Annotated in this window: 9 protein-coding genes; 4 read left to right on the top strand and 5 right to left on the bottom strand. The window is 43.6% G+C overall.

From position 1 onward, the window contains the following. The first annotated feature begins 90 nt into the window (after positions 1-90). The 3 genes from FRX45_RS16030 to FRX45_RS16020 are packed head-to-tail and all read left to right on the top strand — an operon-like array spanning position 91 to position 2,327. Positions 91-690, top strand: a complete 600-nt coding sequence (locus FRX45_RS16030) for a 3-keto-disaccharide hydrolase (RefSeq protein ID WP_152269468.1) — start codon at positions 91-93, stop codon at positions 688-690. A gap of 1 nt (position 691) precedes the next feature. Continuing rightward, the gene (gene rpiA, locus FRX45_RS16025; RefSeq protein ID WP_152269467.1) at positions 692-1,357 is read left to right on the top strand and encodes a ribose-5-phosphate isomerase RpiA; all 666 of its coding nucleotides are present in this window, start codon (positions 692-694) and stop codon (positions 1,355-1,357) included. Positions 1,358-1,376: 19 nt separating this feature from the next. After that, on the top strand, positions 1,377-2,327 hold the full coding sequence (locus tag FRX45_RS16020) for a phosphodiester glycosidase family protein (protein ID WP_193311736.1): 951 nt from the start codon (positions 1,377-1,379) through the stop codon (positions 2,325-2,327). 37 nt (positions 2,328-2,364) lie between these two features. Here FRX45_RS16020 and FRX45_RS16015 read toward each other — a convergent pair whose 3' ends face one another. Then, positions 2,365-3,126 carry a DUF4197 domain-containing protein gene (locus tag FRX45_RS16015; protein ID WP_152269465.1) on the bottom strand — a complete coding sequence of 254 codons (762 nt, stop codon included), beginning with the start codon at positions 3,124-3,126 and terminating at the stop codon, positions 2,365-2,367. A gap of 692 nt (positions 3,127-3,818) precedes the next feature. On the opposite strand from FRX45_RS16015, the gene truA reads away from it, so the two are divergent. Further along, the gene (truA, locus tag FRX45_RS16010) at positions 3,819-4,580 is read left to right on the top strand and encodes a tRNA pseudouridine(38-40) synthase TruA (RefSeq protein WP_152269464.1); all 762 of its coding nucleotides are present in this window, start codon (positions 3,819-3,821) and stop codon (positions 4,578-4,580) included. Positions 4,581-4,609: 29 nt separating this feature from the next. Here truA and FRX45_RS16005 read toward each other — a convergent pair whose 3' ends face one another. The 4 genes from FRX45_RS16005 to FRX45_RS15990 all read right to left on the bottom strand — a co-directional run bounded on the left by FRX45_RS16005 (position 4,610) and on the right by FRX45_RS15990 (position 13,711). Continuing rightward, entirely contained in the window at positions 4,610-5,533 is a 924-nt protein-coding gene (locus FRX45_RS16005; RefSeq protein ID WP_152269463.1) for an alpha/beta hydrolase, read from the bottom strand. A gap of 177 nt (positions 5,534-5,710) precedes the next feature. After that, the gene (locus FRX45_RS16000; protein WP_152269462.1) at positions 5,711-7,921 is read right to left on the bottom strand and encodes a ligand-binding sensor domain-containing protein; all 2,211 of its coding nucleotides are present in this window, start codon (positions 7,919-7,921) and stop codon (positions 5,711-5,713) included. A 259-nt stretch (positions 7,922-8,180) separates the two neighbouring features. After that, entirely contained in the window at positions 8,181-9,911 is a 1,731-nt protein-coding gene (locus FRX45_RS15995; RefSeq protein WP_193311735.1) for a SusD/RagB family nutrient-binding outer membrane lipoprotein, read from the bottom strand. 35 nt (positions 9,912-9,946) lie between these two features. Further along, positions 9,947-13,711, bottom strand: a complete 3,765-nt coding sequence (locus FRX45_RS15990; protein ID WP_193311734.1) for a SusC/RagA family TonB-linked outer membrane protein — start codon at positions 13,709-13,711, stop codon at positions 9,947-9,949. Between the last annotated feature and the right edge of the window lie 80 nt (positions 13,712-13,791).

Genomic DNA, 13,791 nt, shown 5'->3' with positions numbered 1-13,791 from the left:
AATGAAATTTTCAGACCAAATTCCGGTATATAGCTGTAAAATTTATCTCATATCATTATCATGCTATAACCAGATAAAATAAAATAAATAATGAAAAATCGTTTTACCGGTCTGATAATGCTTTGCATGGTTTTTATTGCCGGCTCATGGGCAATACAACCCAAATGGATCTCACTTTTTAATGGAAAAGATCTTGGCGGATGGATAGTGAGAGGTGATGCAATGTGGAAGGTGAGGGACGGAGTGATCATCGGGCAAAACGGACGGGGACACCTGTATGCCGCACCTGTAGTTGAAAATTTGGAAGTGAAAGGCGAATTCCGGATAACCGACCAGGGTAAAGGCGCCAACAGCGGTTTATATATACGGGCCAATGAACCGGAAAATGACCCCAATGGCTTTCCACGTGGATACGAAGCACAAATATGCAATAGCCAGGAAGCGTATACTGGTTGGCTGTGGAAGCCCGGAAAGCCTACCGGTAAAGCTACAGCGTTGCTCACCAAAGATGGAGAATGGTTCCCGATGAAGGTGAGGGCGATAGGTGACAGTATAAACATTTGGGTGAAGGATCAGTTGGTAATGAGTTATAGCGATAGTGAATATAAAAAAGGAAAATTTGCAATCCAGTGCCATAACCCGGGTATGATGGTGGAAGCACGGAATTTATATTACCGGAAACTTAAATAATATGAATGCTAAACAGGCAGCGGCTCATAAGGCTGTGCAGTACATTAAGGATGGAATGATAGTTGGATTGGGCACTGGCTCTACAGCTTACTGGGCTATTCAGTACCTGGGAGAAAAAGTGAAACAGGGTATGCGGATTACTGCAATAGCAACTTCTGGTGAAACAGAAAGATTAGCGTTGGAATGCGGCATAAAGGTCAGTGAAATGGATGCTGTTGACCATATTGATATAGATATTGACGGTGCAGACGAAATAGATCGCAGGCTCAACCTTATTAAAGGAGGGGGAGGAGCATTATTAAGAGAAAAAATTGTAGCCGCAGGTAGTAAAACTTTTATTGTTATAGCAGATGGAAGCAAGATGGTGGAAATGCTTGGGCAATTTCCGCTGCCGGTCGAGATTATTCCATTTGGCTGGCAGCATACCGCCAGGCACCTGGCATTGTTAGGTTGCCAAACAACACTGCGGCAAAAAGAAGCGAAGCCATTTATAACCGATAATGGAAATTATATACTGGATTGTCAATTCGGTCCCATTCCTGATCCTGCTGTATTGCAACAGCAAATCAATAATACACCCGGCGTTGTAGAAAATGGCCTTTTTGTGAAAATGGCTACCCGGATAGTGATAGGATATGACGATGGCACGGCGGGAGAATTTTCGTGAACAACAATGCCTGCATTCTATGAAAAGAATATGCTTTATTGTCTACCTTGCTTTTATAGCATTTAAATTACAGGCTCAAATAAAATGGATCAATGTGGATTCCCTGTTTGGGATTCTGCCGGCATCTGTACATGTTTATAAAACAACAGACCCGCTGGATGGCAAACCCAATATCGCTTATTATGTAGAAGCTGATCTTAAAGACAGGAGATTGAATTTTACTTCAGATACAACTCATAAAAGAAGACTGACCCCACAACAATTCTACACCAAAAATAATAATCCTGTTGTAGTTGTTAATTGTACTTTTTTTTCTTTTGCTACCAATCAAAATCTCAACCCGGTAATCAAGGCCGGGAAGTTGGTAAGCTATGATGCGCATTCCAGGAAGCGGAAGGATGGTTTTACTTACCTGCATACATTCGGTAGCGCTATCGGCATCTCCAAGCGCAGGAAGGCGGATATCGCCTGGTTGTATACCGATAGCATAAAGGGAAAAGTGATGGCTTTACAAAACCCGGTAAATGCATTCGCTGATTCAAGTAACTTTTATAAACCCGGAATAAATGCGGTGAATATTCTTGATTCAGGCGCTGTGAAATGGAAAATGAGAACGGCTGTGGGAGGAGGTCCTGTATTGTTGCAGGATGGGGAAATAAAAATCACGAATAACGAGGAATTAAAATTTGCAGGCAAGGCTATTGATGATAAGCACCCCCGCACAGGCATGGGCTACACCAAAAACTATAAGCTCATTATTCTGGTAATAGAAGGACGGAATAAAGGAATTGCTGAAGGTGCATCATTAATACAGGAGGCAAAACTGTTTAAAGAATTAGGTTGCCTGGAAGCCCTCAACTTAGATGGCGGTGGCAGCAGTTGTATGCTTGTGAATGGTAAGGAAACGATAAGCCCGTCGGATAAAAAACAAAGGCCTGTTCCGGCAGCATTTATTATTGAGAAAAATTAACAGGAGATCCGAACGGCGCCTTATAAAACAGTAATGCTTAATTTGTATCAAATACTTTTTTGAGTATTTCGGATGTTCTTGCCACAGGGTTTTTCCTGATCTGCTGCTCTTCCTGTGCTACCTGGTAAAAAATTCCGCTTAATGCCTTTTCTGTAACATATGCCGGAAGATCGGGATTGATTTTGTTGGCTGAAAACTTATTATAAGCAGTAAATACAGTATTCCAGTATTTGGTAGCATCTACTTTTTCGAGCGATTTTTCTATTACGGGACGAAAAGATGCAGTAAGTGCCGAAGTGGTTTTGTCTTTCAGGTAATCGGTTGCCGCAAAATCGCCTCCCTTTAATATGCCTGCCGCATCCTGTATGCTCATTTGTTTAATGGCATTTACAAAAATAGGGGTGGCAGATTTAGCTGCATCTTCTGCGGCGCGGTTCATGGAAAGTATGGCTTCATCTACCTGTTTACCCAATCCAATGGCCCGCAGTTTTTGCTCTGCTTTTTTAGCTTCTTCAGGCATTAATATTTTAATAGCAGCGTTGGCAAAATATCCATCAATAGAAGACAGGTTTTTGCCTGCTTTTTCGGCGCCAACAGACAATGCCTCTTTAAGTCCGGCTGCAATATCGTCAGTACTTAAAGTACCGCCTTTACCTAAAACATTGTTGAGAATATTTGTTGAGGATGAGGAGTCCTTTTTATCGCCCAGCACTTTTTTGAGCAGTTGAGCCTGAACGGAAGCTGAAATAAAAAGAAATAGAACTGTGGTTAAATAAAGAAGAACTTTATTGATTTTCATAAGAATGATTTTAAATACGCACACAAATATACTACTCCCTGGCAGCGACAGCCATAAAGAAATATTAAAATATATCAAATCCGGCTTTAAACCTGTATTTCGCAATGGAAACATCCCTTTACGTAATGCTTTTATGAAACGGAAAAGCTGCAGTAAAAGTATGGTTAAACGGCATTGACATTGCGGAGTGCCGACTACTTTACACATAAGGACTTGCATTGACCCTAAAAGGGTCTAAACGTTTATAACTATGCGATAAAAAGTATTACGACCCTGAAAGGGTCGAACAATAAATGTCCTGAAATGTCTCATTTCAGTTTCATACGTGACTCATGTGAAAATCATACTTTACCAAATAGTTGAAAAAGAGCCAACAGCATGGTGTGTCATTGGCAATTTGTTCGCCGCGGCCGGGAGTCTTGTTGAGCTTTTTTACTAGTAGTTTCAGCCTTATTTCGCTGCTGGTTTCTCATTTTTTAGTAGTGTGTGCAATAGCTGTTTTATTTGAACGTTGAGATTGCATTCCGCTTTCGGATTTTGTGTTTGAGATTTATCCGCCACGGCGGACAGGTTTGGCTCTTGCTTTTTGGTTCTTGGTGCTTCTTTTAGGGCTTCGGCCCAACTGCCGATTTGTTATTGTGTTCTTGGCTCTTTCTTTTAGTTTTGCGGTTACCCGGTTTAATTGAGTATGAATGAAACGATATTTTATTGAAATAGCATATAAAGGAGCAGGGTATGCCGGTTTTCAGATACAGGAAAATGCGGTTACCATACAATCGGAGATTCAAAAGGCGATGACTGTTCTTTTTAAACAGGATATATTACTTACCGGGTCATCGCGAACAGATGCTGAAGTAAATGCATTGCAGAATTTTTTTCATTTCGACTTTGATCAGCCCATACCGGAGCACTATATCTATAATCTCAATGCCATACTCCCCCCCGTTATTGTAATAAACCGCATTATTCCCGTTCAGGCAAACGCACATTGCAGGTTCGATGCTATAAGCAGGGAGTATATGTATTTTGTATACAAAACTAAAAACCCCTTCCTGCGCGACAGGGCATATTATTTCCCCTATACAATTGATTTTGATCTGTTACAACAGGCGGCATCAGTAATATTACAGTACACGGATTTTACAAGTTTTTCCAAACGCAATACGCAGGTGAAGAATTTTATATGCCAGGTGCAGGAAAGCCGGTGGAAAGTGGTGAATGATCATATCGTCTACCATGTAAAAGCCAATCGTTTTTTGAGAGGTATGGTAAGAGGACTGGTTGGCACAATGCTACAGGCAGGCAGGGGTAAAATAAGCATAGATGCTTTTCGTAAAATTATTGAGGACAGGGATTGTACAAAAGCAAATTTTGCAGTGCCCGGCCATGGATTGTTTTTAGCAAAAGTGAATTATCCTCCCGGTTATCCGGTAACATCTTATGCAGCGCAATAACCAATCAGCCACTCACTACTGACTTCTCACTACTCACCCTCTTGTATCCCCGCAGGATAATACTTCTCCAGCCAGCCAATCATGCCGGAGAATACATCTGCGGCTATAGGTGTCCGTAATTCATGTTTTTCACCGGGATATAATTTTATTTGCGATGGAATACCTAATTGTTGCAATTTTTTGTACAATTTCTCAGACTGGCCAACCGGAACCAGTTCATCGGCCGTGCCATGAAATAAAATGGTAGGTACGCCGGTTTTTTGCGTGAGATGAAAATAAGGACTGGCCTGTTTTACAATCTTTGCAGCAGTATCGGGTGTTCCAAGGAAATTGATAATAATATCATTGCTTTCCATTCCCGGTTTACGCACTGCTTCATCCGACAGGTCTGTAGGTCCAAAAATATCCACAATAGTTTTTACTTGCTTCAAACGATCGTATCCATACGCGTATAACATGGCCAGGTGAGCGCCGGCACTGGCGCCTATTAATGCAAAACCATTACCATCATATTTATTTTCACCCGCATTTGCTGAAATAAATGCCAATGCTTTTTGTATATCTTCTATTTGCGCAGGAAAGATATTTTTCCCATCTTTCACCAAACGGTAATTTAAGGATGCCAAAGCATATTTTCGGTTACCTACGAGTTCTTCGATCAATGGTTTTGGAAATTCGGCTTTATCGCCCTGCACCCAGCTTCCACCATGAATATATACGATCACTTTGGTATTGCTGTTGTGCTCATCCGGTAAATAGGCATCAAGGAGTTGGAAATCGTTATCAGCATCGCCATACTGTACATCGGGTATTTCCGTGTACGACTGATGCCTGATAACAGCTCCGTGCTTTACCTTGTTGCCGGTTAATGAAACAGTATGTTCATTGCGGTAGGAAGTTAATAAAGCGGATGCGAAAATAACAAACGCACAGAGGTACTGACCGATTTGCATGGCAAGTTTTTTATCTTTTCAAACAGGGTTATAGCAATCACAATCTAAAGAAAATACAATAAATTATGCAGGAGGTTCCCCTTTTTTTACCCACAATCTGGCCCATTCTTTCGGCACCCTGTGCCCTGTAACCTGCCTCTTATAACCTCATTCAATCATTTTCAAATAGCGTCCCATTCAGTAAGGCAGCAGCCAAAACACTGGTTCTCTTTCTATATCGGGATGGCCATTTATAGCGGACCAGGGATTTTTGTCCCACCGCACTGCAGTGCGAATGCTGGCCGGGGGCAATTCATTCACCTGCAGATCATCCAGCACAGGTTCGCGCACCATCTTTACATCTTCTCTTTTGCTGTGATCAAATCTCCAGTTCACAAGATCAAGCGGTGTATCTTTCAGAAACTCAACAGAGGAGATCAGTTCCAGCTTTTTGTTGCGTGCATAACAATACAGAAAATTGATCAGCGGACTTTTATCGCCCTTACGTTTTTCCATCCAGTTATCCATATGGTTTTCGTAAAAGGCCAGCAATGCAGGATCCTTTTCACAGCCAATCAGAACAGGGTAGAGGTAGGCCTGGAGTATCACATCAAAATAAATAAAAAAAGCAGGATTTTGTTCAGGAACCTTTGCCATGTTTCCCAGGTAGTTTTCTTCCCTGATCAGCCGCAGATAATGATCCTGGTATTTGGCGTTCCCGGTCATGTAATAGGCTAGTTTTAAAAAAGCCAATAGCTCCATTGAGTTTTGATGCTGATCGGGTGTCCATTCAGGATCGCGGTTGAGTTTATCCGGGCTCCATACAGACCAGCGGGTATGGGTACCGTCAATATCTGCCATGTTAAAATTGTGAGTGATCAAATGATCAACAAGACGGGCAACGTGTTCACGAATGATTTGTTTTTCTTTATCATCGGCCACCAGTTCGTAATAAAAATAATAGCCCATCATATGCCCGCACCATTCATCGCTGCTGGTATCGCCTTTCCACAGCCATTTGCCATCTTTCGATTTTCGCCACCGCGTTTCAACGGGTTTAAACCGTGGCTCTTTCACCAGTTCTTCCGCCAGTTCTCTTTCTGTATATTTCCTGTTAGGGTCATGCACATTATTTCCCCAGCTTACCGGCACTATTGTTCTGGCAAAAAAGCCATCAGTGCCGGTTATGGTTTGCAACAGCTTCAAAAAATCAAAGGCCTTCTTTGCTTTATCTTTGGCATCCTTACTTTTGGTTGCCGCATAACGAAAACTTTCCATGGCCAAATAATTGGCCGTGAACTCCCCATCGTTGTCATCATCTTCCGGTTGCCAGCTATTCACATCTTCCGGGTCTTTTAAACGGGCAGGGCCTACTATCCATGGTTCACGAACATGCCGCTTCATGGTAATGTCATAAAAGAAATCCTGTTTTTGTGCCAGGGTCATTTTTCTTTTCTTAACAGCGCTTACCCCTTTGGGCGTAGCCACCCATGCATTGCCTTCTTTATCAAAAGCAATATCATTTACTTTATCATCCAACAACCAGCGTCTGCTGAAACGCAATGTGTGTGAGCCATCCGGCGCATAACGCACTATACCCGCGTCTGTTCCGACCCACATACTTCCATCGGGTGAATGCTCCAGGCAGTTAACATAAATGGAAGGCATACCATTGGAAGGCTGAAGTGCCTGTACTTTTTTATTATTTTGGATGATGGTTACACCACCGAGACCACCTGCCCATAGCTGTTGTTTATTGTCGAATGCTAACCCCTTTGTATAAGCGCTGAGTAATGCGCTGCTATCTTTAAAATGCAGCAGTTGTTTGTTGCCTATATGATATAATCCCACATCACTGGCTACCCATATACTATTGTCAGCACCTGCAACGGCATTCCGTATAGAACGGGCGATAGCATAATCCTTTTTGAAGAGCTGGTTCCGGCTATATACCCATACGCCTTTCGGACCAAAAGCATACAACTCATTTTTTGCAGCGCATAATGCAGAAATGGGTCCTGTTGTACCGGATATTTTTTTTAGTGTGTTGTTTTTATAAAAATAAACACCATTCCATGTTCCTAACCATACTGCCTTTTCATCATCTGTTGTTACAACATATGCAGGGCCGTTATCATCACCGGTAATCATGTTTATCCATGCAGATGTTCCGGGCTTTTTCATATATATTCCTTCGGCAGTGGCAGCCCACACATTCGATTCATGATCAACAGTAATGCTTCTTATTTCATTGTCACCCGGCTTTTTTCCTATGCGGTATGCTTCGTGATATTCCTGCCAGAAAGCCGTGTCTTTCATGCTGGCCGGTGTATACAATAGCTGGGCATGAGCGGTACATGGTAAAATGCCATTGAATAATAAACAGAAAAAGAATAATTTATTTTTCATATTGTATGAATGTAAAAGATGTGGCCGGTACCCAACGTAAGGAGGGTCAGACCGCATCTGAAAAGAATCGTAACTGGCTATCAGCGGTCAGCAATCAGCAATTGGCTTTGATTCATATGGCGGATCTCAAATTTTAAATTTCAAATCTCCTCATCTTCATCAAACTTCAGTTTTTTTCATAAACATTAAATCAAAAGAAAACCTGCAAGGTTATTTGGGCAAGCCTTGCAGGTTTATTAAAAATTATACTTTAATATCTCTATTGTAATATCCACATCTTAACAGAGGCTATATCCTTGCCTCCCATTGCGGATACGGCAGCATCGTATTGTTCTTTATTGTTGCTCGATTCATCCAGCGGATACAGATACCGCATGGGGTATTCGTATGTAGAAAATGACGTAACGATTTTGCCGACAAACGCAGGCTTACCGGTTCTCCTATAGTCAGTATATGCTTCTGTGTGATTGGTCATAAGCATAGACAGCCATTTCTGGATAGCGATTTTATCAAGATCGGCAGCAGAGCCATCCAATGCTACAGCAGGTTTTGCGTAGTAGGTACTGAAATTATCCACTATCTTGTCTGAACCAATTTGGGTCGCCGGTTTCGTTCCGTTCTCAATCTGCCACCTTTCGAACGACAGTTTTATACCATTTTCATAGTAATCTTTAGTGTTTCCCGCCGATATCCATCCTTTCTGACGTGCTTCAGCAAGAAGGAACATCATTTCACTTGCTTCCATCATCACTCCTTTGAGGCTGGGGCCGTTGGTGCCTGCTACCAGCCTTGAAAGTCCTGTAATCCGGCGGTTGTCATAAAAGCTGTTGGTTCCGGGAAGGCTGGTGGAGCTTGCATACTGTGTCTGAACGTTTATCGGGTTCGGAGCTCCTACCCATTTTGCATCCAGGGGATAGGGCACTGATATAACATTACCATCCAGGTCTCTTCCGGATGCTACTATTTCCGAGGGTTCATACAGTGAAGAAGGGTAATAAGTGATATTATAAGTATAGCCATTTATCTTGATGTCTTCGCTGGATTCCGTGGCTTTAGCTGATATTGGGGAAAGCGCCGGGGCAAAGATCACATACATACGCGGGTCATCGAGGGCTACCATCTGGTCAATCAAATACTTGGAAGGCTTCTGCTCAGTAAAGTTGTTCCCGGTTCCCCAGGTTGTTTGCAGGTACCACGATTCCCGCTCGCTAACGCCCGAAAACTCAAGCCCTGCATTATCGGCTACAGCAGACATATAGTTGTTGCCACTGGCAATCGCCTGCATTTCGCCGCTCAGGTCCCTGCCGGCTTTTTTGAATGCCTCATAGGAATGTACCATGAGCCTGAACTTCAGAGAATTGGCAAATTTTATCCATTTGGATCTGTCTCCATTGAACAAAACATCGTGTTCGGCTGGCAATCCTTTGCTGCCGGCATCCGACAAAATAGAAACCGCATCATCCAGCAGGGTAAACATTTGCTCATATACTTCTTTCTGGGAATCGAATTTGGGAAACAGATCACCGGATCTTCCCTGCATAGCTTCGCTGAAGGGGATATCTCCGTATTTTTCGGTAACAGATCCGCCTACAACACATTTCAGGATATTAGCGACTGCTACATTCGCCATGTTATTTTCATCGGTTGCCAGTTTTGTGACCGCTCCAAGCGTTCTCAACTGCTGTGTATAAGGATTGCTGCCCTGGTAATCCCAGTTCTGGGCGGCGTTGGTGTAGAGCGTAGCTGCCTGCGAACCACCGTTGTAACATTCCAAAAAATAGAGGTTTGCTTCTTCAACCGGCTCGTCAATTACTCCTTTGCCATATTGGTATGCAACATCTACAATAGCCGTAGTAAGCTGGTATCGTGAATAGGTGAAGTAATTAACGTTGAATGACGTTTCCCGTTCGTCCATTCGCAGTTGATCCTTACTGCAGGATACGCCGGCAAGTAGCAGCGATCCAAGCATGATATATCTTATTGTTTTCATCGTCATAATATTTTTACAAATTAATTTGATTACTCCTAAAAACTAACATTCAATCTTACGCCCATAGTGCGGATTGGAGGTAATCCGAAGTCTGCTACACCCATACCTCTCACACCATCGTAGAAAGCCGTTTCCGGATCTTCATTCATTTTGTTTTTTGCCCAGAACATTACGTTCTTGGCGAAAACGGTAAGAGAAACATCCTGACAACGCAACCGCTGCGCCAGCGACCTATCAAGGGAATAGGTGAGATTGATCTCCTTGATCTTGAAGGAAGTAGCGTCATGCGTTCTGAACTGGGCGCCGGACCATAACTCCTGTCCTTCCATGTTATAAGGGTTCATAAAGAGGGTTCTGGCAGGATCATCTCCATTCCTGATATAATCCCCATCCGAGAGGCTCAGCTTTTCTTCCGGGGTCATTTGAGACTGGTCAACGGCAGGGTTGATAAATACCGCGTTCCAGTAGCCGAAGTAGCGCGGGTCGCCATTGTACATGGTCATGAGTTCCTGCATTTTTTCCCTGTAGTTTTCAAAGCCCGGCTCTGTGAACATATCATCGGGATTCGGCATACTGGGCAAGCCACCGGCGAAACGACCGCCTGTCCAGTACTCGTTGTATTTGTCGCCATAGAGCGCCATAATGTCTGCCATACCATCGTCAATCATGATCTTCTGCGTTTCGGAAATAAATATACCACCCACTCTCATGCTGGCAACAACATTGAGCCGGAAGTTTTTGTACCTGGCATCCGCAACAAACCCATAGATGGCTTTGGGATTCATATTGCCTAAGTACCCGTTCTTTTTGATATAGTCTGTAGTGGTGACAGCTTCCTCAATAATACCGTCAATACCGGTCAGCATCATTCCTTGGTATTTGCCGCTTTGGATATAGCCAATCGGTTGCCGTGCATACATGTCTCCTACGCGTGAACCTTTGAACAAAGCCAAATAGGAAGCTCCGTCATAGTTATAGAATCTCTCTGAGAAGCGTGGGTCCAGGTCATCAATAACAGATTTGAAAGTACTGATGTTACCGGTGAGGTTTACCACCCAGTTTTTGGTGCGTACAGGCGTTACCGTTAAGGCTGCTTCCAGACCGGTTGATTTCACCGCACCCATATTGGTAAGTATCGAGCCAAATCCTGAAGACGTTACCACCGGCAGGGTCTGGATCTGGTTGATATGATTTTTAGAATAAACGGTAAATTCTCCCGATATACGGTTATCAAGCGCTCTGAAGTCTATACCTGCTTCTTTGGTTACGTTCAGCTCGGGCTTAATATTCGCGTCAACAGGGTCACCGCCGATGGTTCCCATAGCAACGCCGTTCCATGTATTTCCTGAAATACCGTAGCTGTCCTGGTTAACAGGTCGTCCAATACCATATCCGGTTTCTGCATACCCTCCTCTCAGTTTGAGGAAGTTAAATACGTTACCCATATCAAAGGTTTCAGATGCTATCCAGCTTAAGGATGCACCGGGGTAGAAATGGTTATCCTTTTCATGGCCCAGTATACCTACCCAGTCGTTACGGCCCGACAACTCTAAGTAAACCATATTTTGCCATCCGATGCTGGCAGTGGCATAAGCGCCGTAGTTGCGACCGGGGTAACCCCTGTTGAAATAGGCAGCCTGCCTTACTGCCGCAGGCAATGAACTATAGCTAAAGGAGTTGGGAGTTGCCAGTATTTCGCCGCCAAACCCGGAATTGTTGCTTTCGCCATAGTTATAGGAAAAGCCGCCTAAAGCATCAAGCGACAGCCTGCTGCCAAGAAAACGCTTGTTGTAAGAAAGCAACAGGTCATTTCTTACATTAAGATTGTTGCTGTGCTGTTGTTCGTATATGCCTTGCGGCCTGCGTTCTGCATCCCATGGGCTTTTTCTTTCAAACGCAAAGTTTTCATGGCTGATGCCTGAGCGCAAAGTGAGCAGGAATGGCTCACCTATTTTATAATCCAATTGTACCTTTCCGAAAAATACGTCTTTGGTATAGGTTCTGATAATGTTTTCAGCAGCAAAGTAAGGTCCGTTTTTGCCAACTGCATTATACCTCAGGCGATCTTCTCCCGGTCCCTTTAAATAAGGCGTGTTCTGGTATTGTCCTTCCCAGTCGGTGATCCAGGGGTCAGCCTTTTCCCATTCCGACATTTTGGGCATATTGATGGGCATAGACATGGCATGAGCCAGTGGGTTGTCTTCTCTTTTATCCTGAACGTGCGACTGGTTGGGCACAAAGGTATGAGACCATGATGCCTGAGAAGTAACTGAAAGCCTGTCGTTTATATTGTATTTAGCATCAAAGGAAACGCTGTTCCGGGTTGTTTTGTTGCCAGGTATTACGGCATTGTGTACGAGGTTGCCGAGGTTGAGCCGGTAGTTACCCTTTTCGTAGTTGCCGGTTACCGCTACGTTATTGTCGGTCATCACCCCTGTTCTCAGGAAAGCCAGTAGCGGATTTTTATCTCCGCGGGCTTCCAGCACCGATTCTTCCCATTCCTGTGTAAGGATATTCCACCTCCACACAGGTTCGTTGTTGTTCACCTTGTCATCTATTGCCCAGCCGAGTCCCTTTTTATCTTCGGTTAATGCGCTTCCGTCTTCATCGCCCTGGAAAAATCTTCTTTGCACCGGAGGGGCACTATAAGCCTGGTCGAAAGAAGTAGCGCTACTTACCGAAATACCGAGCCCTTTTTTAGCTCCCGCACCCGATTTGGTGGTGATCAGGATCACGCCATTACCTGCCTGGGATCCGTAAAGCGCTGCAGCGCTGGCCCCTTTCAGCACAGAGATGCTCTCAATGTCGTTGGGGTTAAGGGAGGATATAAAGTTGCCTGCATCAATACCTGCGGTGGCTCCAACGGTGTTGGAACCCAACTGTACGCCATTCAGCACGATCAGGGGTTGGGTTTCGTTGTTAATATTACTTGCCCCCATTATACCTTTCAATGAGGTAGCCCCGCGTATGTTGAACATTACAGAAGAGGTGGGTGAGGATGTAACGCTGTTCATTTGTACTCCCGTAACTTTACCTTCCACTGATTTCAATACATTGGAGGCGCCACCGGTTTCCATATCTTTAGCTTCAACAGAAGAAATGCTGTACCCCAGCGCTCTTTTCTCCCTTTTTATACCGAGAGAAGTTACTACCACCTGCTCTAATTCCCTGCTTGATGCATCAAGCGTAATGTCCAGCACTGCTTTGCCAGATACAGCAACTTCCCTTGTATCATAGCTAACATGGCTTATTACCAACACAGCATTGGCACTGCTTACAGTTATTGCAAACTCACCATTACTATTTGTTGTAGTAACATTGCCGGTACCCTTTTCTGTTACCGTTGCGCCGGCTACGCTGCCATTTTCATCACTTATCCTGCCTCTTACGGAAAAATCAGCGGCATCAGCAGCGGCGGTGATCACCGAAGCACTAATTGCAAAATTTTCTTCTTTCTTTTTTTGTGTTGCTTCTTTTATTACATATACTTCTTTCACTTTTTCAAACACCAAACCAGCAGTAGAAAGCACTTTGTTCAGTGCAATGTCGGGATTGCTTTGTTTGGAAGCATCCAGCACATCGTAATTTACGCTTACCGATTTGAGGGTGTTTGATTCATAGCTGTAATAAATGTTTTGATACGTTTTTTTAAATTCATTCATAAACTCCTGCAGGGAAGTTGTTTTCAGATCGCTTCCCGCAGCAAGGTTGGTTTTGTTTACTAAGGAAGGGGAAAGGGCAGCTATATCCTGCGCCCATGCCCCGGTTGTGGCCAGTAAAAACAATACGGCCGTCAACATTGTCCCTAAGCAGCGTTTTGAAAAAGATGGTTTTCTTTTCATAACTGTTTTGATTGAGGGTTAATAATGATTAATTGTTG

It is taken from the genome of Agriterribacter humi, from assembly GCF_009192765.1.
In the GTDB taxonomy this organism is placed as follows: Bacteria; Bacteroidota; Bacteroidia; order Chitinophagales; family Chitinophagaceae; genus Agriterribacter; species Agriterribacter humi.
Note: the sequence above shows the minus strand (reverse complement) of the source record. Positions and strands in the feature narration are given on the sequence as shown.

Coding starts and splice junctions, on each gene's coding strand:
- FRX45_RS16030 (WP_152269468.1), top strand. CDS start 91: ATGAAAAATCGTTTTACCGGTCTGATAATGCTTTGCATGGTTTTTATT.
- rpiA (WP_152269467.1), top strand. CDS start 692: ATGAATGCTAAACAGGCAGCGGCTCATAAGGCTGTGCAGTACATTAAG.
- FRX45_RS16020 (WP_193311736.1), top strand. CDS start 1,377: ATGAAAAGAATATGCTTTATTGTCTACCTTGCTTTTATAGCATTTAAA.
- FRX45_RS16015 (WP_152269465.1), bottom strand. CDS start 3,126: ATGAAAATCAATAAAGTTCTTCTTTATTTAACCACAGTTCTATTTCTT.
- truA (WP_152269464.1), top strand. CDS start 3,819: ATGAAACGATATTTTATTGAAATAGCATATAAAGGAGCAGGGTATGCC.
- FRX45_RS16005 (WP_152269463.1), bottom strand. CDS start 5,533: ATGCAAATCGGTCAGTACCTCTGTGCGTTTGTTATTTTCGCATCCGCT.
- FRX45_RS16000 (WP_152269462.1), bottom strand. CDS start 7,921: ATGAAAAATAAATTATTCTTTTTCTGTTTATTATTCAATGGCATTTTA.
- FRX45_RS15995 (WP_193311735.1), bottom strand. CDS start 9,911: ATGAAAACAATAAGATATATCATGCTTGGATCGCTGCTACTTGCCGGC.
- FRX45_RS15990 (WP_193311734.1), bottom strand. CDS start 13,711: ATGTTGACGGCCGTATTGTTTTTACTGGCCACAACCGGGGCATGGGCG.